Raw genomic sequence first — 25,202 nt, 5'->3', positions numbered from 1 at the left:
GCCGCGCAGTGCAGCAGCGTGCTCTTGCCCGAGCCGGACGGGCCCATCACCGCGGTGAAGGACCCCTTCGGCAGTTCCAGGCTGACCCCGGCCAGCGCCGTCACCGCCCCGGGCCCGGTCCCGTAGGTCTTGCCCACCTGCTCCAGCACCACCGGCGCCGGTGTGCTCGATGTCGTCGCTGTGGTCGATGTCGCCGCGGTCACGCCGCCTCCCCGATCTGTTCATACCATGAACAGTTATTACTGTACACAGATGCCGTGGATGGCGGTAGCCAGGTGACCGGAAGGTCGAAATCCGACTGCGGGGCCGCAGGGCTGCGCGGGATGCGGGGTCAGCCGCCGGGAGCGCGGGCGGCCAGTTGTTCGAGGCCGGCCAGGATGCCGCTCAGCCCGAACTCGAAGTCCTCGTCGGCCACGGATTGGTGCTGCTGGTACAAGCCCGCGGAGAACAAGGAGGCCACCCGAGGCAGCCGGGCGGTGAACCGCTCGGTCCCGACCAGCTCGACCAGGGCCGCCGGCGCGGGGAAGATGCTGTCGGGCCGGGTCAGCTCACGTGCGGCGCCCGCCCGCGTGCGCACGAACCCGTCGAGCAGGCCGGCGGCCTGCAGCTGCTGCCGCTCCTCCAGCCCGCTGGGCGCCAGCCGGTCCAGCAGTTGCTCGAGCCACGCCAGCGAGTTCGGCGCGAACGGCACCCGCAGCCGCATTTCGCTGAGCCAGGGATGGCGCTCGTACCGGCACCTCAGGGCGCGGCACCAGGCCGCGGCCGCCTCTGTCCAGTCCTGCCCGGCGTCGATTCCGGCGGGCGCTCCGAGAGCATGGTCGTGCACGATGACATCGAGGTCGTCACGGGAATCGACGTAACGGTACAGCGCGTTGGGCGTGACCCCCAGCCGCTGGGCGATCCGCCCGAGCGACAGCGCCTTCACCCCTTCGGCATCGGCCAGCGCCACCGCCGAGGCGGCAATGCCCGCCAGGCTCAGCATCGCCTTCGGCCCCGGCCTGCTCACAGCGGCTTCGCCGCCCCACATCTGGCGCACTCCCCGCGGCAGCGAGGCGTCCGGAACCTCCATGTCCCTACCCTACCGCCACCGATAAGGATTGTGCAGATAAGGAACTGTTCATGAAGCCCACAGATACGGGCGTAACATCGGCGGACAAACTGGGGGATCTGATGGACTTGCGCGAGGTGAGCACCTTCCTGGTGCTGCCGAGGAGCTGTGCTTCGGGAATATCGCGGCGCGGCTGCACCTGACCCCCGGCCGGGTGAGCCAGACGCTCTGGGCGCTCGAACGCGAGGCGGTTTGCGCCATTCCGGCAGATTCGGGGGCGAACGGGGTAAGTGATCAGTTCACAATGAGTCGCTCGCAGTTGCGGCCCCTCGCCGGCGAACTGCAGGCCTACCTCTTCGGTGGAATCCCCGCCGCTTCCCGCAACCGGGCTTCGTCGTACCGGCGCAGCATCGCCTGCGGGACGATCACTTCGCGAAGCCAGAGGAAACCGGCAACGTCGGCATTGGCCACCAGCGACCGCGTCCGAGGCCCGCCGTACGGTGCGATCATCTCCTCTAGCTCGGCGGTGGCCGGATCCTGCAACAGCGTCCGGCGCCACGACACTGCCGTCAGCAACTGCCCGGCCTCGTTCGCCAGCGGACCCAGCGTCGCGTGGTCGCGCCGGGCCCGGTGCTCGTGGGGCCAGTACGGCGCGCCCGTGTCGGACAAAACAGGTCGATGTCGGCCGCCTGCAGCAGCGGCGGCGCCTCGATCACGAAGTGCTGCCCGATCTCTTTCGAGATGCTCGGCTGCGGGCCGGACGGCAGGCCAGCCTGGAATGTGCTCCAGGGAAAGCGAATCCGTGCAAGGTGACGCACGCCGGTGGTGACCTCGGCGCCGGGAAACCAGCCCATCTGCGCGCCATCATGGAAGTGCCACGCGACGGTGTCCTGGACCAGCGAGACCGCATGGCCGTCCAAGCCGTACTTGAAACCGGACTCCACGTGTTCGGCATCCGGCCCGTGCACGCTGATCTTCACCCCGAGATTGATGTCGCGGTGCTTGAGGTAGAAGGACCTTCCGCTCGCCCAGACCCGGTAGCCGTAGCTGGCCACCCGAGTGTTCCTGTCGAACACCACGAACGCGATCGCGTTGTCCTTGGCACGTCCCATCTTCCCAGCCTACGAACGCGACCGCCGTGCTTCGCCGAAGCCGGGTGGCCGAAACCGACTCGGCAAGGCCTCCGCCGTGGAGCGGGTGCTCCGAAGGATGTTCACCGCGCGCTGTTTCACTCGCTCCCACACACCGCGGTCAGGTATTGCAGGACTTCCTCCCGGGCGGGGCAGCTGGCGCTCGCGCGCTCGGCGCTCAACGTCCGCAGCGCGTCCAGGTCGGCCGCAGTCACTGCGTTGACCAGGTGAATGCTGGCGGATCGCACTTCGTGGAACGTCGTCATGGGCGGTTCCCTTGGCGTGTCAGCGGCCGCGCCGGTCCGGGCGGGTGTAGTCGGTTGCGTCGAGCAGGCGGGCTACCAAGGCCGGCGGCGGACCGTACTCGCTGTAGCGCTCGAACAGCGTGGAGGCGCTCCTGCGCCTGGTCGAACACGCTCTTCGGAGCGCGAAGCGCTGAGTACGACCCACGCCACCGCTGCGTGATCGCGGCCCGACCAACCGCCGAGCTACCGCGACGCGACGGCGTGGAACCGCGCCGTGACGTCCACACCGAGCCCGAGACCGGTGGTGATCCTGATCAGGCGCCCGTTGATGTGCGCGGAGTACCGGCCGGCCGTTTCGAGTTCAGCGGCCGGTACTCCGCGCGCCTGGAGCAGCGTGTAGGTGGTGCTGTCGAAGGTGAGTAGCACGGCGATGTCGAAGTCGAAGGAGCGGAACGCCGAGAACACCGCGCCCGCCCGAAGCGGTGGCGTGCCCGAACTTCAGCGACCCGGCCAGCCGCAGCAGGTCGTCCCAGTGCTCGGCGATCAGGTCGGTGTTCAGCTCGCGGGTCAGCAGCGGCCCGGTCAGCGGGAACGCCGACTCGGCCGCCGATTTCGGGCTTGTCCGGTACAGGGTGATCTTGCCCAGGTCCCGGATACGCGGCGACAGCTGAAGCCCGAGCAGGTCGAACAACCCGAAATTGACCAGCGTGACCCCGTGCGTGTCGGTTGCGTGCTCGGTGATCGGAATGTCGGTGGCGTTGCCGAGGATCTCGTCCAGGACGTAATGCGCCTCGCGTTTCGTCGCGACGATGATCTTCGTGCCGTAGGTGGTGTGCTGGTCGGTCACGTGCGTGTACGTCGACAGGCCCTCGTGCGCGAAATACCTGATCAACGCCCTAGCGGTGACCGACTTCCCGCGCGTCGGGAACCGCTGGCCGTCTGAAGAGGACAGGGTGCCGGTGCCGAAGACCGGGGTCAGCGGCAGGCGCTGGTGGTGGCCGATGAGCGCGAGGTTCGCCGCCCGCAACGTCTCCTCCCGCACGTACCACTCGGCGGTCCAGGCCAAGATGTCGTAAGAGATCCCGCACGCATCCGCCATCCGCGTCAAGCCGAGGTTGGTGGACTGGGCGAGCAGCACCGCGATCAGGTTCCGCTTCAACTCGCTCGTGCGGGCCTGCTTTCCGCCAGCGTGGTTGAAACAGTCCAGGAACCCGGTGCGCTTGTCCATCTCGATCAGCAGCGACACGATCGGCGCGAACGGCAGCATCTCGATCAGCTCCGCCTTCAACGCCAGCGCCTCGCCTGGCACGTCCTCAGCTGACAGCGGGGAGATCACCAGATCCCCGTCGGCGTCCAGGCGGACCGGGCCGTCGCCGTGGGCGAGCGTGGCCTCCAGCTCGCCCAGCGCGGCGTGCAACTCGCCTTCCGCGTCGGCCAGGCCCTGGTCGGCGTCGGCGGGTTTTCCGACCAGGCGGCAGAATTCCGCTCGTTGGTTGGCCCACTTGTCCTCGGTGAGCAGGTAGGCGGCCGGGTCGGAGTAGCGGCGGCTTCCCGGCACGAACACGTCGCCGGTGCGCAGCCCGTCCCGCAACGCCAGCAGCACAACCAGCTCCCAGTAGTGCCGGTACGCCGTCGCGCTGCCGTTCGCGGCCGAGGTCTCCAGGTAGCCGCGCCAGCGCGCCGGGACGAACCCGGTCGGCGCGTCGTCGGGGACCTTGCGGGCGCCGGTGGCGTTCAGCTCCCGCAGGATCGTCACGGCTTCCAACAGCTCGGCCGCGGCGGTGCCGCCGGCGAAGGTCACCGCGTCGAGGACCTGCGGGGTGAACTGGCGCAGGTACCCGTACGAGCCGTCCAAAGCGGCGAGGTGGCCGTGATCGCGCGGCAGCGGCGGCAACGCCGACGATTGGGCAGAGCGCAGCCGGTCCCAGCCGATCCGTTCGCCGCGGATCAGGCCGCCGACGTCCTCGTCCGGCACCGCGGGGTCGGCGACGATGGCCAGGATCGCGTCCAACAGCTCCTGGCGGTTCTCCCCGGACTTCGCGCGTTCGGCCAGGTAGTCCCGCATCTTGTGCGCGGCCTTGCTCTCCCGCGCCGAGACCGCCTGGTCGAACAGCTGCACCACCTCGTCCAGGACCTCCGTCGCCGACTGCGCCAGCAGCGTCAGCAGGATTGGATACCGGCGCTCCGGCTCCCGCCGCTGCAACGCCTGCGCGGTCAGGCGGCGGCCCACCGTGGCCAGGAACCGACGCCGTTCCGCCGGCAGCACCGACAGGTCCAGGGTGTGCGCGTCCATGCCCCGCAGGAACTCCAGCTTCGCGATCTCGGCCTTCACCGCCGCGGGCGAGGCCTCCACAGGACCCTTCCCCAGCCACCGCAGCCGGGTCATCCCGATCTCGGAATCGGTCACCAGCAGCCCGTCCAGCCCGGCGCGGCGGGCGTCGGTGAACTCGTGCGCCAGCCGGTCGAAGGTCTCCTGCCGCGCGACCTCGCGGGCGTGGGCGACCCGCTGGACCACCGTCACCGGGCCCGGCCGGATCACCCGCGCCGAGATCAGGAACTCGCACGCCAGCCGGAACAGCAGCGTCGGCGAGTCGTGCTCCAGCGCCCGCGCCAGCAGGAACTCGTCCAGCTCCTTCAGCTCCATCGTGGTTGGCGCCCGCCATCCCAGATACTGCGCCGCCAGCCGAAGATGCTCGGTGCGGGTCTTCGCCCGACGCCCGTACGAGCGGATCGCGGCCGGATCCACTTTCAGCTGCTCAGCCAGCCGCACCAACGCCGCCTGCGGCGCGGCCGTTACCTCGTCCGGCACGAACCCCAGCCACGGCAACGAGCACACCGCCACCGCCAGGCCGAGCCGGTCCGCCGCGCCACGGCCCGACCAGGGTCGACGAACGCAACGTCCGCCGGGGCGAGCGTGAAGAACCGGAACAAGTCCTCCCGGCCGATCTCCGGAAACCGCCGCAGCCCCTCCAGCTCCTCGTCCGTGAACACCGGAGCAACCACCCGGCAACTCCCACCAGAGCCTCAAGATCCCCTGGTCAGGAGCCTACTCAGCCATATCCGCCCGAAATGTCCCGGATACCACGGCGACCCCTACTACCGCCGCGACGAGGCGAACATCGCCCGTCTCCTGGAGACCCTGCGCGACGTGTTCTAGTTCTCCCGGCAACCAGCCGTGGTCAGCCGCTGGCCGGGTACCAGGCGTCGGCGACCAGGTCGACCGCGCTGCGCGCCGGGTCGCGGGCGGCGTGGTCGTAGACACCGCTGGTGGTGTCGATGCTGGCGTGGCCGACGTCGGCCTGCACGTGTTCGAGCGAGGCGCCCGCCTCCACCGCGGCCGTCACGTAGAAGTGGCGCAGCGCGTGCGGGTGCATCATCTCGGCCACCCCGGCCAGTTCCGCACCGGCACCGGCCGCGACCCGGCGCAGCAGCTGCCAGATCGCCTGCCGGGCGAACCGGCGGCCGCTGCGGGTCACCAGCAGCGGCGCGTCCGACGGCGAGCCACCGCGGCTGGTGCCCGCGATGACCGCGGTTCCCGTCCCGTTCGCGCGCAGCGCGAGGTACTGCAGCAGGGCGTTTTCCGCCGGCACGCTCAGGTACACGACGCGGACCTTCCCGCCCTTGCCCCGCACCCGCAACGCCCGCCGCCCCCGGGTGACGTGCAGATCCGCATCATCCAGCCCGCACAGCTCGCTGACCCGCAACCCCAGGGTGAACAGGGTGACGATCGCGGCGGCACGGGCGGTGTCGCAGGCGCTGGCACCCCGTCGCGGCGCGGCCGCCGCCCGGTGCAGGGCCGCGACCTGGCGGGTGGTCAAGGTGATCGTCGCCGACGTGCTCGCCGCGGCGGCCGTCAGCCCCAGCCGGCGCCGGTCGAGCGCCGCCGGATTCGCCGCCACGATGCCCGCATCGGCCAGGGAGGCGTACATCGTTTTCACCGTGGCGAGCATCCGGTCCCGCGTCGAGGGCGCGGCGCCCGCCTCCGCCAACTCCTGCAACCAGGTCTTGACGTGGGCCGAGGAAGCTGCCGCCGGATCCACTCCACGGGCGGCGCACCAGCGCAGCCAGTGCCAGTCCCGCAACCGGCCACGCCCCGCCGGCGGCGGCCCCGCCCGCCCGGGCGGATCGGACGCGGGTTTCACCATCACGGCCTCGGCGTAACGGGCCAGTGCCTCCGCCCACCGATCCCGGCCGGGCCCGGGGGAGCCCGGCGGCACCCACGCCTCGATGTCGGCGGCGGTGACCGGAAGACCGAGCCCCTCGGCGTAGGTGCGGCGGGTCTGACGGTTGCCGTACCCGGTCAACCACTCGGCGATGCCCGCCAGCAGCCCGGCCGGATCCGCGACCCCCGGCCAGACCTGTACCTCGAGCCCCTGGTCCTGGGCGGTCGCGATGATCACCTCGCCACCGTAGCGATTCGCCGCCCGTCACGCAGATCGTCACCGTGACGAAACGAGGTGACCAGCTGGATACCAGCAACGAATCACCTAATGTGACGCGCAGCAAAGTGAACTCAATAGACGCAGTCGCGCGGCCCAGCGACGACTTCGAAGATGACGGGGAGGAGCGGTACCCGGCAAGCGCGTTCGGTCGTGCCCGTCAGCGGTGGGCGGGACCGTTGGGGCCGGAGATGGCGCCGAGCTGGGACAGGCCGTCGAGGATGTCGGTGCAGGTCCAGTACTCGACGAACCGGCCGTCGCGGACGCGCAGGATGTCGTTGCCGCTGAAGGAGATCTTCGTGCCGGTGGGGGCGGTGGCCCGGGGGATGCCACCGGCGTAGGTGGCGCGCATGGTCCAGCGGGCGGAGATCAGGTCGCCGTCGACGATCGGGCCCAGGTCGACGGTGATGGTGATGTCGCCGAAGGCGGCCATGGTCTGCTCGATCTCGGGCAGCAGGCGGTCGGGGCCGGTGGTGGCCTCGGAGTCACTGCCGTCCGGGCGGGCCTGGTGGACGACGAAGCCGGGGTCGAGGATCTCTTCGGCGTGGCTGAAGTCGCCGCGCCAGATCTCGCTCCAACGGCCGTAGAGGGCGCGCGGCTGCTCGGGGGTGTGGGTGGTCATGGGTTCTCCCAAGGGGACGTGCTAGAAAGTATCTGCATCACACATTATCTGCGCGACGCAGATATCGTAGGACACGAGGGTGATCCCATGTCAAACCGGAACCGTGAGGAGCTGGTCAAGGCGGTCGTCATGACGGCCCGGCGCCACCACGCCGCCTACACCCTGTTCAACCAGGCCATGGCCGAACACCTCGGCCTGCACCCCACCGACCTCCAGTGCGTCAGCCTGCTCTCCCTGGAGCCCGGGCCCCGCACCACGGGTGAGATCGCGGAGCTGACCGGGCTGACCTCCGGATCAGCCACCCGCCTGGTTGACCGCCTCCAGAAAGCCGGTCTCGCCGAACGCCACCCGGACCCCCGTGACCGGCGCAAGATGCTCGTCACCCTCACCCGTGGCCGCGTCCCCGAGATCGAAGCCGCCTGGGACACCCCCGGCAAAGCCTTCGACCAGGCGCTGGAGGACTTCACCGACGATGAGCTCACCGTGATCGAGCGATACCTGCGGCGCACCACCGACGTCGGCACCGCCCAGACCGCACGCCTGCGCGCCGACTGACCCGGCAACCGCCCGGTCACCCTTCGGCAGCTCGACGCCGCAGGGTGCCGGACGATCTCCGAACGCCATGTCGGTGTCCATCCGCTCCACCTCGCGTGCGTACCGCTCAGAGCCGCGCTGGGCTACTCGATCGGCTCGCTCACCCCGCTGCAACAACGCGTATTCCGCTTTGGCGAGTCGGTTCGGCCCTTGCCGAGACCGGCGCGACCGGTCCCATCACCGGATGAAAGCGCTTTCGCTGCCTGTGCCGACCGTGAAAGTGCGGTGAAAGCTCCCGCCCCCACCATTGCCGGTGAACGAGTTAGCGCGTTCCACCCAGCCAGAAAGGGCATAGAATGAAGCGAATTCGCGCCAGGGCGGCGAGAATCACCGGCGCATTGGCCGCAGTGGGAGCTTTCCTCCTCATGGCCGCTGGAGGCGCGCAAGCCTCGGCCACGGACTCGAGCCTCCAGGCGGACATCGCACAGGCGCTCGAGCGGACGCCGGGTGGTGTGCAGATCAGTGCGAACCAGGTGGCCTGGCAGAACGGGAAGGTGGTGCTCACCATTCCGCTGCCCGGCGAGAAGTTCGCCCGTGGAGCGGCAGAACCCGTGTCAGCGCTGGGCACGAGGAACTGCCCATACACCTGGGTCTGCCTCTACGACGGCGAGGCTTACGAGGGGCGTCGGCTCCAGTTCAGCGACTGCAACGAATTCAACGACCTCAGCAGCTGGGACTTCAACGACAAGATGACGTCTTGGCACAACAACCAGACCTCGGGCACCAAGGCCCGGTTCTACAACTGGTCAAACGGCCAGTGGGTGCTGATCTACACCACCCCGGGGGCGGAATCATGGGACGCCCTCGTCTCCGCCGGCATCAACAACAAGATGGACGGCATCAGAGCCTGCTGAGTCAGCCCAGCCGGTCCGCGCGCCGCGGACCGGCTGCCCAGCCGTTCCTGCCGACATCCCGGCGAACTCCGATGCGCAGCAGCGCTTGGTTGTGACGGCGTGGACCGACCGCGGATGGGAGCGGCGGCGGGCGAGGCGGCAGGAGTCGGCTAGCGGTCTGGACCTGGAGCACGCGGGCGTAGGCTCTCAGGAATGCGGATCGGCGAGCTGTCCAAGCGCACGGGCGTGAGTCCGCGCTCACTGCGGTACTACGAAAAGCAGGGCCTGCTGACCAGTTCACGTTCCGACACGGGGCAGCGGCACTATTCCGATGCCGCGGTCCAGCGCGTGTCGCTCATCCGACAGCTGTTCGACGCGGGTATGTCCAGCCGGGTGATCGCGACTGTGCTGCCGTGTGTGGACCTCCCCGGTGACCTCGACGTCGCCGAGGAGACGTTCACGGCGATGACGCGCGAGCGCGACCGGATCGACGCCGAGATCGCGCACCTGGTCGAGACCCGGGATGCGCTCGACGTGCTGATCAAGGCCAACAGCCGGCACCGGGCGGAGCTGTCCACGGCCCCGGAGTCGGTGGCGCGGTCGGCTTGATGCTGTGACCTGCACCTCAGCCGGTTGCCTCTGACATCAATGTCAGAGGTGAGGATGGCGACAGCGCCCGGAATCACCGGGCCGGTCACCCGGGAGGCGGCAGAAAATGGGACAGGCGTGGGGTTTCGGCAGGTATGGCGGGCCCGAGGTGCAGGAGTTCTTCGATCGTCCCGATCCCGTCCCCGGTCGCGGCGAGGTGCTGATCCGGGTCACCGTGGCCGGTGTGAACCCCCTCGACCACCTCCTGCGCTCGGGGCTGGTCCCCGGGCTCGACGGCGGGCGTCCGTTCCCCCGCGTGCTGGGCATGGAGGCAGCGGGAACCGTTCTCGCCCGGGGTGAGGACGTCGACGGGCTCGAAGTGGGTGACGCGGTCTTTGGCTTCGCGCTCACCGGTGGCGGCACCTACGCCGAGACGACGGTGCTGTCCGCGCCGAACACCGCCCGCATTCCGGCGGGCCTGTCCGCGACCGTGGCGGCAACGCTCCCCGTGGCCGGGACGACCGCGGTGGACGTGCTCGACCAGCTCGGCCTCCCAGCCGGCGCCACGGTCCTGGTCAACGGGGTCGGGGGCGGGGTCGGCCTCGCCGTCGCCCGGCTGGCCGCCGCGCGCGAGCTGCGGGTGATCGGCACCGGGAGCACCGCCAAGCGCGAGCACGCCGAGGCCATCGGGGTGCGATTCATCGACTACACCGCCGAGAACGTCGTCGCCGCGGCACGCGAGCTGGTTCCGGACGGCTTCGACGGGGTCGTCGACCTGGCCGGAGGCAGCTCGCTGCGGACGGTCGCTCCGCTGGCCCGGGATCCCCGCAACATCATCGCCGTGGGGGATATGTCTGTGCCCGATCTCGGTGGGCGCTTCGTCGAGCGCCGCCTCGACCGGGAGAACCTGGAGCGGTCCGCCCGGCTGGCTCTCGACGGAGTCCTCGCACCCGTGATCACCGCGGTCCACCCGCTCTCCGACGCCCCGGCCGCCCTCGCCACCGTCGAGAACGGTCACGCCTCGGGCAAGGTCGTTGTCAAGGTGGCATGAGAGGTGCCCGGCCGCCGACCGCCCACAACCCGATCACCTGCGCGACCGCGGTCTTGAGGTTGTCGTAGCGGATCTGCCCCACAGGATGCGGGGGGCATCTGTCCGCCGCCCCCGCATCTGCCCAGATCGGCCACCGACCTTCCGGCTGCTCATCACAAGTTACAGCTGAGCGAACACTCTGCGTCATCATCTTCGATCCGAACTTAACTCAGCTACAAAATGTATCTTCTGTAGCTGAGTTAGGTTTTAGTTATAGATACAGCAACCTGAGTTAATGGTTGATAAACCTCTAACGTAGACTCCAGGAGTGGCGGAGAACCCGGGAACGGATGTGGAAGATCGAGGGCCTGAGCAGGCGCGATGCGGATTCCGGCGGTGTCGGCAGCCGCTGCCTCCGCCGGGCCCGCGTGGGGGACGGCCCTATGAGTTCTGCCCGGACCGGACGTGGCCGGGCGGGAAGAGCTGCAAGCAACTGGCGGCCGCCGAACAGGCGTTGCGGGAAGCCCTGGGTGAGGACGCCGTGCCGGCGGCCGCGCTGAGCGACGCGGGGGAGGCCTTCAGCAACGCGGCGACCGCGGTGCTCGGCCCCCTGCGCACCTTGAGCGACACGCTCGACGCCGTCACCACGCACCTGCGGGACGAGGTCGCGGCTGCCGTGGACCAGGCCGAGGCCGCCCGGCAGGCGGCGGAGGAAGCCATCCGGCAACGCGACGCCGCGCTGGTGCGAGCCGCCGAGGCCGAGCACGCCGCCGAGGCTGCGGCCGAAACGGCTCGGGCGGCCGAACAGGCGCGGGTCCTGGCCGAGGCCACCGCAGCCGAGGCCATCGAGGCCCGCTCGGCCGCGCAACTGGCTCAGGCGAAGGCGGAATCAGCTACCGCGGTGATCACCGAACGGGCAGCGGAAGCCGCCGAGCAGGCTGCGGCGCAGCGCGCCCGCGTCGACGAGCTGACCGCCACGCTGTCCGCGCGCGGAGAGGAACTGGCGACGCGGACGGCGGAACGAGACGCCGCCCGGACCGCTCTGCGCGACTCGCAAGAGCAGGGCAAGATCTGGGAACGGCTGCTCGACACGCAGAAGAGCGAACTGACCGCGGAGCTGGAAGCGGTCGGGGGACAGCTGCGCGAACAGGAAACCCGCTACCACGATCTCCGCGCCGCGCACGAGACTCATCAGACCGAATCCCGCGCGCACCTGGCCAACCTCCAGGCCGAGCTGACCACCACGCGCGGGCAGCTCGACACCACCCAGCTGCAGCTCGCCCAGTCGCAGGCACAGCACGAGCAGGTCACCGGGTTGCTCTCCCGGGTCCGGCAACGCGCGCTCGCCGCGGCCGCGGAGTCCCCGACACCGCTGCGGGACGACCTGCTGACCATCCTGCTCGGCGACGAGCCCCCGGGCCCAGCAGCTCCGGCGGGTGAGCGCTCCTGATGCAAGGGGCAGCACAACGCGCCATCGGCTTCTCGCTCGGTGGGTAGCGGTTGACGTCGTGGGTTTATGCGAGCGCCGGTAGGGCGTAGGCAAGGTCGGTCCCCGGCGGCACGAACTCGCCGATACGGTTGGGACTTATTGCCCCATCTGGCTCTTCTTGAGCAGAAATGCTGCCGCACTACGCGTACCGCCGAGGACTCCGCGCCTCTACCACAACGAGAACCCCGCGGCCACAAGCAAATCGGCCGCGGTGATCCCGATCTTGGTGAGACCGGCTCATTGTTGCCCACCCCTCCGGTGATCAATTTTCGAATCACCTGAATGTCGTCGCAGGCAACGAGAATTCACCGAGGGCGGGCAACCTGAACACGCTTCGTGGCGATCATGAAGAAGCGGATCGGTCGTTTTGGCCCCACCGAGACAACGTCGTGTGGCGCCAGTCTCGACGGCACCCTCGTGTGGTGCTAGCCTCGACGAGGTGGCCAGGCCGCGACAATTCATCGTTGAATTATTGCAGCCCCGCGCTCAGTGACCATGGGGGGAACTTTGCAAGTCACTTATGATGCTGCAAACAACAATGTGGCCAACGGCGGTATCGAACACACGGACTCCATAAATAGTACAATTGATGGGGAACGCCGGAAACCGCCGGTCCGCGAGGTGCGCTGGCCGATCGACGTTCCGGTCGAAGCTCTGGGGTTGCCGTCGCTGCCCGACCACTTCCGCAAGCAGCTGGACGAGGCGTTGGCTCGCCCAGCCGACCAGCAGCCGGAGTGGCCCGACGCCGAGGCGGTGGCCGACGTCCGCACGATCCTCGAACACGTGCCGCCGATCACGGTGCCCGCCGAGGTCGACCGGTTGTCCGGACAACTGGGCGCGGTGGCGCGGGGTGAGGCTTTCCTGCTCCAGGGCGGGGACTGCGCCGAGACCTTCGCCGACAACACCGAACCCCATGTGCGCGGCAACATCCGCACGCTGCTGCAAATGGCCGTCGTGCTGACCTACGGGGCGTCGACGCCGGTGGTGAAGATCGGGCGAATCGCTGGGCAATACGCCAAACCGCGGTCCTCCCCGGTCGACTCGCTGGGACTGCCGTCCTACCGCGGCGACATGGTCAATTCCCTGGGCGGCCCGGCCGAGCGCCGGATTCCCGACCCCGGGCGCATGGTCCGCGCCTACGCCAACGCCGCCGCCACGATGAACCTGGCGCGTGCCTTGACCAACGGCGGAATGGCCAGCCTGCACGAGGTCCACGACTGGAACCGGGAGTTCGTGCGCACCAGCGCCGCCGGCGAGCGCTACGAGGCCGTCGCCACCGAAATCGACCGGGCGCTGCGGTTCATGTCCTCCTGCGGGGTCACCGACCGGTCGCTGCTCTCCACCGAGATCTTCGCCGGGCACGAGGCGCTGGTGCTCGACTACGAGCGAGCGCTGCTGCGGCTGGATTCCCGGCGGAACACCGCGCAGCACACCCGGCTGTACAGCCTCGGCGCGCACTTCCTCTGGATCGGGGAGCGCACCCGGGCGCTCGGCGGTGCCCACATCGCTTTCGCGGAACTGCTGGCCAATCCGATCGGGCTGAAGCTCGGCCCGTCCACCACACCGGAGCAGGCGGTCGAGTACGTCGAGCGCCTCGACCCCCGCAACGAACCCGGCCGCCTGACGTTGACCGCGCGCATGGGCGCGAGGCAGGTGCGGGACGTGCTGCCCGCGATCGTGGAGAAGGTCACCGCCTCCGGGCACCAGGTGATCTGGCAGTGCGATCCGATGCACGGCAACACCTATGAGGCCACCACGGGGTACAAGACGCGCCACTTCGACCAGGTTCTCGACGAGGTGCAGGGTTTCTTCGAGGTCCACCGGCACCTGGGCACCCATCCCGGCGGCATCCACGTCGAACTCACCGGCGAGGACGTCACCGAATGCCTCGGCGGCGCGCAGGCGATCTCCGACGCCGACCTTTCCGGACGCTATGAGACGGCCTGTGATCCCCGGTTGAACACCCAGCAGGCCCTCGAACTCGCCTTCCTCGTCGCCGAGATGCTGCAAGCACGTGTCGCGGCAGGAGAATCCGCCTTCGCCGCGTCGCGGGAGACCGGGCGCGAATGAAGATCAAGCACATCGTGCTGTTCACCTTGAAAGAAGGCATCAGCACGGACGACGACCGCGTTCGGGAGGCCGCCGACTTCTCCGCCTCCCACGCCCGGCACATCCCCGACATCCAGAGCTGGGAAACGGGATTCGACACGTCCCGCCGCGACATCTCTGCGGACTTCGCCATCGTCGGCACCTTCGCCGACGCCGAATCCGTCGCCCGGTACCTCGATCACCCCCACCATCGCACGGGCGTGGCGAAATGGCGCGAGATCGCCCACTGGACAGTCGTCGACCTCACTGTTTGACACGCGATTCAACAGGCAGAAAGCCGAAATCATGTTCGAACTGCTGAATTCCGAAATACGAGTATTCGCTGAGCAGACCCTGTCCAGGCACCTCGCCTTCGAGCGGTCGGAGTGGAGTGACGCGAGTCTTGCCATGCACCAGCTGACCCAGCTTCGCGAGACCGTCTCGCACGTCGTCGACGGCTCGCCGTTCTACCGGCGCCACCTCGGCCCCGCCCTCGCCGGCCGGCAGGCCCACGAACTCGACCTCGACAGCATCCAGCGCCTCCCGTTCACCACGAAGGACGATCTGCGTACCCACGGGCTCGACGTGCTCTCCCGGCCGGTCAGCAGCGCCTGGATCTTCTACGAGACCACGGGGACCACCGGCCGGGCGACGCCCTGCCCGCGGGACAACGTCGACAGCACGCTCAGCAACACCGCGCTCACCGTCAACTACGCGGACGTCCTCGCCCGGCATCCCCGCCAGCAGATCATCGGCGTGCTGGGGCCGACCGAACTCCACTCGACCGGGGACGCGTTCGGTGAGGTCTTCCGCAACCTCGGGCAGTGCGTCGTCAAGATGTGGCCGCACTCGCCGGTGGTCGGTTTCCAGCGCGCGCTCGAGGTGATGGGCGAGATCGGGGTGACCGCCCTGGTCTGCACCCCCGGGATGGCGATGTCCCTCGCCCGTGCCGCGATCGAGCGGGGACGCCGCCCGGAGCAGGACTTCGACCTGGATTTCCTCATGGTCGTCGGGGAACTGGCCAGTCCCGCACTGCTGGCGAACATCGGCTCGATCTGGTCCACGACCGTCTACAACTGCATGTACGCCTCGCAGGAGGCCAGCATCATGGCCGCGGTCCGCGGCGACGGGAAACTGCACACCGTTCCGCTGAACAACTTCTACGAGGTGGTCGACCCCCGGACGGGAGAACGGGTGGAACCGGGCGAGTCGGGTGAGCGGGTCGGCGAACTCGTCGTGACACACCTGTTCCAAGGGTGCAAACCCCTGGTCCGCTACCGCACCGGGGACCTGGTCCGGCTCGAACCGGCCGCCGCGGGTGAAGCCTATCCCTCCGAGATCATGACCCCGCTGGGGCGGACTCGGGACGTCACGCGCATCGGATCGGAGATCTACCCGGCCTATGAGCTCGAACAAGCGATCCTCTCGGACGTGACGGGCTGCTACGGGTACCAGATCGTGGTCGACACCGAGGACGGCGCCGACACCGTCCGGGTCGTCCTCGAATTCATCGACGAGCGCGCAGCGGTGGATTTCGACGCCGCCGCCTATCGTCGGCGACTCGCCGAGGCCCTGGGCCTGGAGCCCTCGGTCGAAGTGGGTTCCCTGGGGACCATCGCGACCACGGGGGCGATGGTGAGCTGGAAGGCCTCGCGGATGCACGACAAGCGGGTCCCGGACGACCCGGAGCGGCTCGCGGCCCTGGCCATCGCCGACCAGCGAGACAGCGCACGCCGATGACCTCGACCGCCATCCCCGCCCCGGTTCCCGATCCGCTGCTGGGCCCCGGTTCGCCGGTGTCGTGCTGCTGGGTGGACGGGCGCTGGACCACCGTGCCGCAGGCCGGACTGACCGTGGCGACCCAGGCCCTGCACTACGGCACCGGGGTTTTCGAGGGCATCCGCTCGTACTGGAACGCGCAGCGGAACGTGTCCTACCTGCTCCGGCTGGGCGAGCACGTCGACCGTTTCCTGCGTGGTTGCCGGCTCCTGCGGATCGATCCGCAGGTCTCGGCGGCCGAGCTGCGTGACGTGATCGTGGCCCTGGTCGAACGCAGCGGGTTCCGCGGCGACCTCTACATCCGCCCGCTCGCGCTGAAGTCGCGGCTCGCTCCCGGAACCCCCTTCGGCGTGGGGCTCTCGGGCGTCGAGGACCTCGTCGCCGTGTACGCGGTCCCGATGCCCTCGCGAGCGACCCTGCGGGCGGTCAGCTGCTCGATCTCGTCCTGGCGCCGCGTGCCCAGCGCGGCGGTGCCGCCGCAGGCCAAGCTGACCGGCTCCTACGTCAACGTCGCGCTGGCTGTCGACGAGGCCAGGTCGGCCGGTTTCGACGAAGCGATCATGCTCAACACGGGGGGCACAGTTGCCGAGGCGAGCACCTCCAACGTGTTCGCCCTGCACGGGAACGCGTTGACGACACCCTCGCGTGATTCGGACATCCTGCCCGGCATCACCCGGGACTGCGTCCTCGAGCTGACACGGGCGTATTCGGCTGCCGAGATCCGGGAGGCGCCGCTGCCGGTGCCCGACCTGCTGATGGCCGACGAGGTCTTCCTCAGCGGAACCGGCGGCGAACTGGTCGCCGTGACCAGCATCAGCGGGCGCGCCATCGGCACCGGCGCACCCGGTCCCTTCACCGCGGAACTGTTCACCCGCTACCGGGCCGCGGCCCAGGGCACCGACGACGCGCTCGCGCACTGGAACACCGCGGTCCCGGCCGACCGCGCACACACCGACCAGAAGGACCCGTGATGCCCACAGTCGCAGCCCCTGTCATCGATCTGGCGTTACCGCACCCCCGCGGTGACTCGTCCCGGGGAATCGCGACCCTCGGACCGGCCGGCACCAGCAGCGAGCAGTCCGCCTGGTTCCTGCGCGACTACCTCGGCCTCGGGTGGCGCGATCGCCGCCCCTCGGCGCGGCCGGTGACGCTGTACCCCCGGTACGAGGACGCGGCACAGGCCGTCATCGCGGGCGAGAGCGAGTTGCTGCTCGTCGCGAACGCCTACCACGGTGTGTCCAACTTCTACATGTCGGCGGAGCTGCGGTTCGCCGGGGCGTACCTGTTCGACACCCCGCTCTACGGCATCGCCACCCGCGACGGCGTGCTCCCCGGCGGCACCATCTCCATCGCGAGCCACCCGGCCCCGATCCCGCTCATCGAGCAACTGCTCGCCGGGACCGGGACCACGGCCTGGAACGTGGTGCGGCACGATTCGACCAGCGCGGCCGCCCGTGCCGCGGCCGAAGGTGCGGTGGCGGCCGCGTTGACCACCGCCCCGGCCGCCGCGCTGCACGGACTGGAGTTCGTGACCCGCACCCGGACGATCCGGATGCTGTGGTCGGTCTTCACCGCTGCCGAGCGCCCCACCGGGAACCTGTTCGCGCAGGGGAGTGGCGGCTAGTGCGAGTGCTGTCGAAGGACGACGTCGAACGCCTGCTGCCCATGCCCGAAGCCATCGACACCGTCCAGCGCGTTTTCCTGGCCACCGGGACCCCCGTCCTCGTCGAGCCGGTGCGGACCGTGGTTCGCGTACCCGGTCAGGCGGGGATCCTGGCCAGCATGCCCGCCTTCCTCGATGGCGGGTTCGGGCTCAAGACCGTCGTCGTGAACCCGGGTAACGCAGCGCGCGGGCTCGAGACCCACCAGGGCGTGGTGATCACCTTCGACGACGTCACCGGGGTGCCGAGCGCGGTCATCGAGGCGGGTTCGCTCACCGCGATCCGCACCGCGGCCGCCTCCGCGGTCGCCACGCGCGCACTGGCCAAGGCCCGCACCGGACGGATCGCGGTGCTGGGCACCGGTCTGCAGGCCCGGCTCCACCTGCGGGCTGTCGCCGCGGTCCACGACGTTTCCTCCGCCGCGGTCTGGGGCCGGGACCCGCACAAGGCCGAGGAGGTGGCGTCCTGGGCTCGGCAGGACCTCGGGCTGCCCGTCGAGGCGTGCACCACGGTCCGCGCGGCCACGCACGACGCCGACGTGGTCTCCACCGTGACCAGCACGCGCGAACCCATTCTCGCCGCCGCGGACCTGCGGGCCGGGGCTCACGTGAACGCCGTCGGGGCCTGCTTCCCCGACGCCCGCGAGCTCTCGACGGACCTCGTCGAACGAGCGCGCCTCGTCATCGACCGGCGCGAGGCCGCCCGGACCGAGGCCGGCGACCTGTTGCTCGCCGCCGCCGAACTGGGGCCGGTGCTCGACCGCGCGGTCGAACTCGGGGAAGTCCTGCGCGGGGAGCACGCGGGGCGCGAAGCCGACGACGACATCACGGTGTTCGAATCGCTCGGATTCGCGGCGCTGGACGTCGCGACCGGCCGGTGCCTCGCGCGCCGGGCGGTCGCGCGGGGCTTCGGCACCGACCTCGCGCTCGACGCCGGGTCAGGTCGATCCAGGTGACCGAGGTCCGGCCGTCGAAGGTCCCCGCCGATGTTCGAACAGCCAAGGCCCGAAAGCCGAAAGATCTGGAGGAACCCGGAGATATGACCAGCGAAGCGTCTTCTGCATCCACCGCCCCCTACTACCTGATCTTTGACGCCGATGTCCACGACCTCGACCGCTTCCGGGCCTACAAGGAACTGGCGCTGCCCCTGCTCGAGGACGCCGGTGGCCGGTTCATCGTCCAAGGTGGGGCTTCCCAGGTGTACGAGGGGGACTGGAACCCGCCGCGAATCGCCATCATGGAATTTCCTTCGCGGCAGGCATGGGAGGACTTCTACTCCAGTGAGGCGTACGAAAAGATCAAGGGAATGCGCCACCAGGCGAGCACCGGAAGCCTGCTCGGAGTCGAGGGGCTGGCTCAGGCGGACGAAAAATCCTCGAACGATTGATGTTGTCAGAGTCGGGTAGCACGGGAGGCGATCAGTGTGACGAACGAGTCGGCCAATCAGGAGAATCCGAACTTCCCCTCGGTGGACCAGTCGGACAGAACAGTCCCGATCAACCTGCGTCAAACGGGTCGGCCGGACATCAAGCTCCTGATATCGACGCGCGCTCGGAAGTCGCCGTATTGGCACCTGGCGGTCGAGGCGGGCTGCTGGCGCGCAGAGGTGTACAACCGCATGTACCTGCCCAGGGGGTACGCCACCAGCGAGGGGGATGGCCGGGCCGCCTCCGACTACGAGGCGCTGACGCGCCGGGTGACGTTGTGGGACATCGCCGCCGCGCGGCAGATCCGGGTGCAGGGACGCGAGGCCACCGAGTTCGTCAACTACGTCGTGACCAGGGACGTCACGCGCCTGGCGCCCATGCGGGCGGCGTACGCGGTGCTCTGCGACTCCGATGGCCGGATGATCAACGATCCGCTGCTGCTGAAGATCTCCCCCGAAGAGTACTGGTTCAGCATTTCCGACTCGGAGCTTTCGCTGTGGCTGAAGGGGGTGAACGTCGGCAAGGGGTTCGACGTGCGGATCCAGGAGATCGACGTGTCGCCGGTCCAGATCCAGGGGGTGGAGGCGAACAAGTTGATGGTGGACCTCATCGGTGACGCGGCCTCCGAGATGCCCACGTTCGGGCTGTTGGAGACCGAGCTCGCCGGGCTGCCGGTGCTCGTTTCGCGGACCGGGTTCACCGGTGAAGCCGGCTATGAGGTCTACCTGAAGGATTCGAGCATTCACGCGGAGAAAATGTGGGACGCGATCCTGCAGGCGGGGGAGAAGTACGGGTTGACGGTAACCGGTCCCATCCAGCCCCACCGGATCACGTCGGGGATAATCGCGTGGGGTCAGGACGTCGACAACGAGATGGTCCCGTTCCAAGTCGGACTGGCGGCCCACATCCCTCGCAAGAAGGCGTCGGACTACATCGGCCGGGACGCTCTCGAGCGGATGCGGACCGAGATCGACGCCGGAAACCACCCGTACAAGCTCACGATGGTGGGGTTGAAGATGGAGGGGGAGCCGCTCGCGGACTACCTGTCCGACTTCTGGTTGGTGGCGCCTTCGCCGGACTCGGAGCCGGTGGGCTTCGTGACGTCCGCCGCTTACGCCCCGAAGCTCCAGACGAACGTTGCCTTGGCTCGCCTGCCGGTCGAACTCGCGACTCCGGGGACGCAGGTGTACGTGTCCCAGCCGACCGATGATTCGACGAGGAGCGTCCCAGCAGTGGTATCGGCTTTTCCGATCGAGTGAACCTGGGTGGCTGCACGTGAGGTGCCGGGTGCACCGATGAGCCCGGTTCTTCTCGTGCAGCCTTCAGAACCAGTGCAGGCGGTGCGGTGAGCGCTCGGCGCGGAACAGGGCATCGGCGAGGGCGGGCGCTGCTGGGCGGTGCGGGCGCACGCGCCCGGCGCGGAAGTCCGCCAGCTGCCAGCGCAGGAATCGCGCCAGGGCGGTGAAAGCGGCGTCACCGGTGGCGATGGTTTCGTCGACGGTCACCGTGTCGGGGTCGCCCACCGCGTAGCTCGCGTACCCGTCCGGGACACCTTCGGCGTCGCGGTGGACCGCGATGTAACGCGGCGCCGCGGTGACCGGCGGCTGTCCCGCGCGCAACGCCGCACCTCGACCGTGCCCGGGTCGCCGTCCGTTCCGCGCGCGGAGCGAGGTCGGCCTGACGGCGGGCACGGTCAGCCGCTGCGTGCAGGTCGCCGGTCCGTAGCCGAACCGGCCGTAGATCAGCACGGAGAGGAACTCGCCACGGGCTCGCCGGACGCCCACCGCGCTGACCCCGGCGGCCGGGACGCGGACTTCGCCGGGCAGCGTGAGTTCGAAGGAATACGCACCGGCGGTGCCGACGGGCCGCCCGTCCACCGGTGTTTCCGGGAAGCGCCCGAACGCGGCGTGGACCTTGCCGAAGAAGGCGCCGAGGTCCTGGTCGGTGGTGGCACGGATCTTCACGTCCACAGTGCACCGTCGGCTCGTGATCGCGGTCAAGCGGATCACGCCTGGCAACGAGTGGCGGGCCCGCCGGAACCGATCGTGGTGGAGGTTCCGGCGGGCCCGCACCATCGCGGGCTACTGCTTGATGTAGAGGTCCCACGACCAGTGCGACGCGGAGCAGAAGTAGTCCGACCACCGGCCATTCTGCTTGCCGAAGTAGCCGTTGATCTGGCAGTCGCCCTCTTCCGGCCAGCTGGACTCGTAGTGGTACCTCGGGTCGACGCCCGCGATGGCGGCCGGCGCGAACGCGATCGATGACGCTACCGCGCCCATGACGGCGGCTGCCGCGATCTTCTTCACCTGTGTAACCCCAGTTCTCTCTTGGAACACGTGCGCGCACAAACAACCATGGAACGGGCCCGCTTGTCCGCCGAACGGGAGAATTTCAGGGGTCGCTGACGCTTCGGGGGCAGAACGCCGCCTTCGAGCGAGGCCGGCCCACGGGCCGCCGCGTGGCCGGCGAGGCCGGGGGCAGGTCGGGTGGGAAGCGTAGACCGGCGGCCGCGGCGGTTCCCAGCGGACGTGTTGTTCGGCGCTATGCGGACCTCGGCCAGCTGCGAACCGCGGTGATCGCTCCAGGAGCCGAGGCCGAGGTTCCGGTCGCGGTCGGCCACACCACCGCTCCGGCGGGGTGACGCCCCAGTGCGCCAACCGCGCACCGGCGTCGCGCGCGTGTTGCCCGGCGCATCCACCCTCTACTTGTAACCCTTAACAAGCCGCAGTACGGTTACAGCGAATGCGGAGGAGGCGTGATGACCTCGCCTGAACTGGCGGTAAGGCCGTTGACGGAGCGCACCTGGGACGACTTCGAGGCGGTCATGGGCTCCCGCGGCGGTGCCCGCGGCTGCTGGTGCATGCACTGGCGGCTGAGCATCAACGAGTGGATGCAGAACAAGGGCGAGGGCAACCGGGCTGCCATGCGCTCGCTGGCCGAAGGGGCCACACCGCCGGGCGTGGTCGGCTATCTGGATGCCGAGCCGGTGGCGTGGTGCGCGTTCGGCGACCGCGCGTCCTTCCCGCGGATGCAGCGCTCGAAACTGCTGGCACCGGTGGACGACGAGCCCGTGGTCTCGCTCGCCTGCCTGCTGATCAAGAAGGGCCACCGGGGCGGGGGCCTGTCGGCGCCGCTGATCACCGCGGTGTGCGGCTACCTCGCCGAAACCTCGCGGACCCGGACGGTCGAGGCGTACCCCGTGGACCCGCCGAGCGGGCGCAAAGCGGGCCCGGACACGGCGATGACCGGCATCGCCAGCGCGTTCACCGCGGCCGGGTTCACCGAGGTCGCCCGGCCCAGGCACGACCGTCCCGTGATGCGGTTCCGGCTGCCGTGACCACGGTCTGGACCGAGGGGCACTTCATCGCCGGGAACGTCGCGCTCGACTTCGCCAACACGGTTTTCCGGCGCCGGCCGGAACTCGGCGCTGACCTGCTCACCGACACCGGGGCACTCGGCCGGTGGCTCGGCCGCACCCGCCTGCTCTCCGCCGACGGGCACCTCCCCGAAGCCGCATTGCCCGAAGCTCGAGCACTACGAGCGCTGCTGTGGACCGTTTTCGACGCGCAGAAGGACGGTCACGCGATTCCCGCGCGCGCCCTCAGCCGACTGCTCGACACCGCCCGCCGCGGCTCCGGGGACCTCGCACTGCACGCCGACGGGTCCATCGCCCCACAGGGCGCCGACGGCGCGTTCGCGGCCCTGGCCCTGAGCGCCACCAAGCTGCTTCTCGACCCGCCACCGCAGGGCGTGCGTGCTTGCGACCGATGCGGCTGGTTCTTCATCGACTCCTCGCGCGGGCGACGGCGGCGCTGGTGCAGCATGAAAACCTGCGGCAACCAAGCCAAAGTCGCCCGCCACCGCGCCGTTCGGCCGTGACGGGTCAGTTCGTGGCGACGCCGACCCACGGCTCACCGTCGAGCGCCGCGGCCACGGCTTCGGCGAGGCCGCCCACGATCGGGACCCCGAGCGGTGTCAGGTGGTCCATCGTGTGCAGGGCGTCGTCCCCGGCGTGGTAGAGCATGCACGCCACGCCGCATTCGCGGGCGGCGAGCGCGTCGTCCACGCTGTCGCCCACCAGCAGCACCCACGCCGGGTCGGTGCCGAGCCCGGCCCGGTGCCGACGCAGGGTGCAGGGCGATCGACTCCCGGCGGGTGCGGTAGGCCAGCTGGAACCGCTGGTCCAGCGCGGCCTGCTCCGCGGCGGTCAGGGAACGGCCGAGCAGCGCTTCGCAGAAGGCGGGGATCGGCTGGCGGTGCTTGGCCTGGTAGTCGGTCCGGGTGATCGGCGGCAGGCCGAGCTCGCGGAACGCCTCGATGGTCGCGTCGATGAGAGCCGGGCCGTCGGCGAACAACGTGCCGTTCCAGTCCCAGACGATGTGCTCCACGGTGGCCGATGCCGTTCTCCCGTCAGATCTCGATGCGGTCGGGGTCCGCGCGCCGGCCGGCCGGTGACCGGCGTCCCCATGACGAGCAGCGTGGCACGACCGCCCGCCAGCCGGACCGGTGCCGTGTGCGTGGCTCACAGGGTGATGCGCTGCCGTTGCCGTGCCGGGCGCACCAGGCAGGTGGGCACCGTGGCGTGCCGGGGTGCCGGATCGGGCACGGGATCCTGGCCGCGCGGGCTGGTCAGGCAGCGCCAGCGCCGGCGGGCGCCGAGCACGGTGCCGCGCAGGGCACCGTACCGGGTGATGACCTGCTGGGCGTAGTCGCTGCAACCGGGGATGAACCGGCAGCGGGCGGGCCACCGGGGGACCGGCAGCGCGCGGTACCAGCGCAGTCCCAGCAGCAGCAGGCGGGCGAGGCGGCGGGGCGGTGGTAGCGGGTGGGCGGGCCGGCGTTGCATACCGGCGACCCTGGCGCGACGGCGGCGGGCCTTCAGGCAGCGCAGGCCAAGGCGGGTACCGGTCAGCACCAGCAGGGCGCTGACCGGGAGCAGCGCGAGCGGCCAGACCGAACCAAGGGCGAACCCGCCCGCCGCGCAGAGGACACCGAGCAGGAACGTGCTCCACGCACTGACGAGCCGAGGCGCCGGAGGGGACTGGGACAGGCGGCGGCGCCGTGGGGCGCGCACGGCGAACAGCGGCGTGTTCGCGTGCAGTTGCGCGGCCACGCGCAGCAGCACCGCTTCACCGGGATCGCGCCGGCCGGGGTCGTGCAGCGGGCCGCGAGCGGTGTGGGCGCGGGTAGCGGCTTCGCTGATGCCGAGCGCGTCGGCGATTTCGGTGATGCTCCAGCGTTCGCACCAGCGCAGGTAGCTGACCTGGCTGCGGTGGTCGGGCAGTTCGCACACGGCGTGCCCGGTCACGATGGCGGCCAGGTCGACTTCGGTGACGCTGGGCCGGGCCACCGCGGCCGCGGTCCAGGTCACCGGCCGCGGCTTGCCGGGGTCCGAGTCGGTGCGCTGGTCGTCGGCCATCAGCTGCAGCTGGTGGCCGGCCACGGTGTAGAGCCAGGTGCGGGGCTGGCGGATGCGGCTCCAGCCGGTGGCGAAGGCGGCGTCGAACACCTTCTGCACCACGACGCTCTCCGCGCGCTCGGGCAGTTGCACGCGGTCGTGCAGAGCGGTGGCCCGGCTGCGGACGAACCGGCACAGCGGCTGGAACAGGTGGCTGTAGGCCTCGTCGAAGGTGCGGGGCTGGTAGGTCGGGCTGGGGGACACGAGCTGCTCCTCGGTGGTGGGGGGTGTGCTCACCAGGTGCGCCAGTTGCGCTGGCGCGGGACGGGGACGCCGGTGACCGGGTGCAGGTAGCGCAGGTAGCAGCTGCTGCACGGCACCCCGCGGTGCTCCCCGACGAACTCGAGGTCGGCGCGGTGCAGCACCGTCTCGCACATGGCGGTGGTGGTGCCGCTGGTGTCCACGGCCTCGGCCGCGGGGATGTAGTGGACCTCGCGATCGGTTTCACCGCAGGCCCGGCCGCTGGGCAGGGCGGTGCCGGCACGCAGGCGGACCGCGACCACGCGCGGGAAGTCGGTGCGCGGGCGGGGCACGAAGGAGGGGGAATCGGAGAACATGCGCGAAAGTTCCTCACTCGACCGTGTGCAGGTCGACTCGGTCCGCGCGCCGCGGTGTAATACTCACCGGTGCGCGGGAGATGTACCTCGTGCGAACGGGAGCGGGGCCGGCCACGGCCGACCCCGCAGTGGACCGGTTCTCGGGCCGGTCGTCAGCCGATCAGGGTCACGACCTGGTCAGCGACGGTGGCCAGCAGGGCTGTCGCGGTGACGAT

At 69.9% G+C, this 25,202-nt stretch carries 29 protein-coding genes; 15 read left to right on the top strand and 14 right to left on the bottom strand.

Annotated elements, in window-relative coordinates:
- The 9 genes from AC07EG_RS23085 to AC07EG_RS23045 all read right to left on the bottom strand — a co-directional run.
- On the bottom strand, nt 1-152 hold a 152-nt coding region (locus tag AC07EG_RS23085; RefSeq protein ID WP_478255228.1), incomplete at its 3' end, for an ATP-binding cassette domain-containing protein.
- A gap of 179 nt (nt 153-331) precedes the next feature.
- Nucleotides 332-1,069, bottom strand: a complete 738-nt coding sequence (locus tag AC07EG_RS23080) for a TetR/AcrR family transcriptional regulator C-terminal domain-containing protein (RefSeq protein WP_478255217.1) — start codon at nt 1,067-1,069, stop codon at nt 332-334.
- Nucleotides 1,070-1,396: 327 nt separating this feature from the next.
- Nucleotides 1,397-1,624 (bottom strand): hypothetical protein, encoded by a 228-nt coding sequence (locus AC07EG_RS23075; RefSeq protein ID WP_478255216.1) that lies wholly within the window; start codon nt 1,622-1,624, stop codon nt 1,397-1,399.
- Nucleotides 1,618-2,160, bottom strand: coding sequence for a hypothetical protein (locus tag AC07EG_RS23070; protein WP_478255215.1), 543 nt, complete (start codon nt 2,158-2,160; stop codon nt 1,618-1,620). The genes AC07EG_RS23075 and AC07EG_RS23070 overlap by 7 nt, the downstream gene beginning before the upstream one ends.
- Nucleotides 2,161-2,276: 116 nt before the next feature.
- A complete protein-coding gene (locus tag AC07EG_RS23065; RefSeq protein ID WP_478255214.1) occupies nt 2,277-2,444 on the bottom strand; it encodes a hypothetical protein in 168 nt (55 codons plus the stop codon).
- A 340-nt stretch (nt 2,445-2,784) separates the two neighbouring features.
- Nucleotides 2,785-5,259: a Tn3 family transposase gene (locus AC07EG_RS23060; protein ID WP_478255213.1), complete on the bottom strand. Its 2,475-nt coding sequence runs from the start codon at nt 5,257-5,259 to the stop codon at nt 2,785-2,787.
- Complete coding sequence (locus AC07EG_RS23055; RefSeq protein WP_478255212.1) at nt 5,217-5,414, bottom strand: DUF4158 domain-containing protein; 198 nt, start codon at nt 5,412-5,414, stop codon at nt 5,217-5,219. The genes AC07EG_RS23060 and AC07EG_RS23055 overlap by 43 nt, the downstream gene beginning before the upstream one ends.
- A gap of 188 nt (nt 5,415-5,602) precedes the next feature.
- Nucleotides 5,603-6,823 carry a tyrosine-type recombinase/integrase gene (locus AC07EG_RS23050; protein ID WP_478255211.1) on the bottom strand — a complete coding sequence of 407 codons (1,221 nt, stop codon included), beginning with the start codon at nt 6,821-6,823 and terminating at the stop codon, nt 5,603-5,605.
- A gap of 199 nt (nt 6,824-7,022) precedes the next feature.
- Nucleotides 7,023-7,484 carry an ester cyclase gene (locus AC07EG_RS23045; RefSeq protein ID WP_478255210.1) on the bottom strand — a complete coding sequence of 154 codons (462 nt, stop codon included), beginning with the start codon at nt 7,482-7,484 and terminating at the stop codon, nt 7,023-7,025.
- 87 nt (nt 7,485-7,571) lie between these two features.
- On the opposite strand from AC07EG_RS23045, the gene AC07EG_RS23040 reads away from it, so the two are divergent.
- The 13 genes from AC07EG_RS23040 (at nt 7,572) to AC07EG_RS22980 (ending at nt 20,231) form a co-directional block, all read left to right on the top strand.
- The gene (locus tag AC07EG_RS23040; RefSeq protein WP_478255209.1) at nt 7,572-8,039 is read left to right on the top strand and encodes a MarR family winged helix-turn-helix transcriptional regulator; all 468 of its coding nucleotides are present in this window, start codon (nt 7,572-7,574) and stop codon (nt 8,037-8,039) included.
- A gap of 335 nt (nt 8,040-8,374) precedes the next feature.
- On the top strand, nt 8,375-8,932 hold the full coding sequence (locus AC07EG_RS23035; protein ID WP_478255208.1) for a peptidase inhibitor family I36 protein: 558 nt from the start codon (nt 8,375-8,377) through the stop codon (nt 8,930-8,932).
- Nucleotides 8,933-9,124: 192 nt separating this feature from the next.
- Nucleotides 9,125-9,520, top strand: coding sequence for a MerR family transcriptional regulator (locus AC07EG_RS23030; RefSeq protein WP_478255207.1), 396 nt, complete (start codon nt 9,125-9,127; stop codon nt 9,518-9,520).
- 106 nt (nt 9,521-9,626) lie between these two features.
- Nucleotides 9,627-10,550: an NADP-dependent oxidoreductase gene (locus AC07EG_RS23025; protein WP_478255206.1), complete on the top strand. Its 924-nt coding sequence runs from the start codon at nt 9,627-9,629 to the stop codon at nt 10,548-10,550.
- A gap of 493 nt (nt 10,551-11,043) precedes the next feature.
- On the top strand, nt 11,044-11,979 hold the full coding sequence (locus AC07EG_RS23020; protein ID WP_478255205.1) for a response regulator receiver protein: 936 nt from the start codon (nt 11,044-11,046) through the stop codon (nt 11,977-11,979).
- Between the two features lie 660 nt (nt 11,980-12,639).
- Nucleotides 12,640-14,088 (top strand): class II 3-deoxy-7-phosphoheptulonate synthase, encoded by a 1,449-nt coding sequence (locus tag AC07EG_RS23015; protein ID WP_478255227.1) that lies wholly within the window; start codon nt 12,640-12,642, stop codon nt 14,086-14,088.
- On the top strand, nt 14,085-14,381 hold the full coding sequence (locus AC07EG_RS23010) for a Dabb family protein (RefSeq protein WP_478255204.1): 297 nt from the start codon (nt 14,085-14,087) through the stop codon (nt 14,379-14,381). Before AC07EG_RS23015 ends, AC07EG_RS23010 begins: the two co-directional genes overlap by 4 nt.
- 31 nt (nt 14,382-14,412) lie before the next feature.
- The gene (locus AC07EG_RS23005; protein ID WP_478255203.1) at nt 14,413-15,846 is read left to right on the top strand and encodes a phenylacetate--CoA ligase family protein; all 1,434 of its coding nucleotides are present in this window, start codon (nt 14,413-14,415) and stop codon (nt 15,844-15,846) included.
- Entirely contained in the window at nt 15,843-16,856 is a 1,014-nt protein-coding gene (locus tag AC07EG_RS23000) for an aminotransferase class IV (protein WP_478255202.1), read from the top strand. The genes AC07EG_RS23005 and AC07EG_RS23000 overlap by 4 nt, the downstream gene beginning before the upstream one ends.
- Nucleotides 16,856-17,509, top strand: a complete 654-nt coding sequence (locus tag AC07EG_RS22995; protein ID WP_478255201.1) for a hypothetical protein — start codon at nt 16,856-16,858, stop codon at nt 17,507-17,509. The genes AC07EG_RS23000 and AC07EG_RS22995 overlap by 1 nt, the downstream gene beginning before the upstream one ends.
- Nucleotides 17,509-18,501, top strand: coding sequence for an ornithine cyclodeaminase family protein (locus AC07EG_RS22990; protein WP_478255200.1), 993 nt, complete (start codon nt 17,509-17,511; stop codon nt 18,499-18,501). Before AC07EG_RS22995 ends, AC07EG_RS22990 begins: the two co-directional genes overlap by 1 nt.
- Nucleotides 18,498-18,932: a DUF1330 domain-containing protein gene (locus AC07EG_RS22985; RefSeq protein ID WP_478255199.1), complete on the top strand. Its 435-nt coding sequence runs from the start codon at nt 18,498-18,500 to the stop codon at nt 18,930-18,932. The genes AC07EG_RS22990 and AC07EG_RS22985 overlap by 4 nt, the downstream gene beginning before the upstream one ends.
- A 36-nt stretch (nt 18,933-18,968) precedes the next feature.
- A complete protein-coding gene (locus AC07EG_RS22980) occupies nt 18,969-20,231 on the top strand; it encodes a glycine cleavage T C-terminal barrel domain-containing protein (protein ID WP_478255198.1) in 1,263 nt (420 codons plus the stop codon).
- A 63-nt stretch (nt 20,232-20,294) separates the two neighbouring features.
- Here the strand turns inward: AC07EG_RS22980 and AC07EG_RS22975 are convergent, their stop codons facing one another.
- Together AC07EG_RS22975 and AC07EG_RS22970 are read right to left on the bottom strand one after the other, a co-directional pair.
- The gene (locus AC07EG_RS22975) at nt 20,295-20,936 is read right to left on the bottom strand and encodes a putative GNAT family N-acetyltransferase (protein ID WP_478255197.1); all 642 of its coding nucleotides are present in this window, start codon (nt 20,934-20,936) and stop codon (nt 20,295-20,297) included.
- A 117-nt stretch (nt 20,937-21,053) separates the two neighbouring features.
- The gene (locus AC07EG_RS22970) at nt 21,054-21,278 is read right to left on the bottom strand and encodes a hypothetical protein (RefSeq protein WP_478255196.1); all 225 of its coding nucleotides are present in this window, start codon (nt 21,276-21,278) and stop codon (nt 21,054-21,056) included.
- Between the two features lie 452 nt (nt 21,279-21,730).
- On the opposite strand from AC07EG_RS22970, the gene AC07EG_RS22965 reads away from it, so the two are divergent.
- Both AC07EG_RS22965 and AC07EG_RS22960 read left to right on the top strand, forming a co-directional pair.
- The gene (locus AC07EG_RS22965) at nt 21,731-22,309 is read left to right on the top strand and encodes a hypothetical protein (RefSeq protein WP_478255195.1); all 579 of its coding nucleotides are present in this window, start codon (nt 21,731-21,733) and stop codon (nt 22,307-22,309) included.
- Nucleotides 22,306-22,851 carry a CGNR zinc finger domain-containing protein gene (locus AC07EG_RS22960; RefSeq protein ID WP_478255194.1) on the top strand — a complete coding sequence of 182 codons (546 nt, stop codon included), beginning with the start codon at nt 22,306-22,308 and terminating at the stop codon, nt 22,849-22,851. The genes AC07EG_RS22965 and AC07EG_RS22960 overlap by 4 nt, the downstream gene beginning before the upstream one ends.
- 4 nt (nt 22,852-22,855) lie before the next feature.
- Here AC07EG_RS22960 and AC07EG_RS22955 read toward each other — a convergent pair whose 3' ends face one another.
- The 3 genes from AC07EG_RS22955 to AC07EG_RS22945 all read right to left on the bottom strand — a co-directional run bounded on the left by AC07EG_RS22955 (nt 22,856) and on the right by AC07EG_RS22945 (nt 24,987).
- Nucleotides 22,856-23,101 carry an HAD hydrolase-like protein gene (locus AC07EG_RS22955; RefSeq protein WP_478255226.1) on the bottom strand — a complete coding sequence of 82 codons (246 nt, stop codon included), beginning with the start codon at nt 23,099-23,101 and terminating at the stop codon, nt 22,856-22,858.
- Between the two features lie 393 nt (nt 23,102-23,494).
- Nucleotides 23,495-24,667 (bottom strand): membrane protein insertion efficiency factor YidD, encoded by a 1,173-nt coding sequence (yidD, locus tag AC07EG_RS22950; protein ID WP_478255193.1) that lies wholly within the window; start codon nt 24,665-24,667, stop codon nt 23,495-23,497.
- Nucleotides 24,664-24,987 (bottom strand): hypothetical protein, encoded by a 324-nt coding sequence (locus AC07EG_RS22945; protein WP_478255192.1) that lies wholly within the window; start codon nt 24,985-24,987, stop codon nt 24,664-24,666. The genes yidD and AC07EG_RS22945 overlap by 4 nt, the downstream gene beginning before the upstream one ends.
- Nucleotides 24,988-25,202: the final 215 nt, after the last annotated feature.

The organism is Amycolatopsis sp. NPDC045836 (assembly GCF_056431745.1).
The sequence above is the reverse complement of the archived record's forward strand: the minus strand, read 5'-3'. Positions and strand labels throughout refer to the sequence as shown.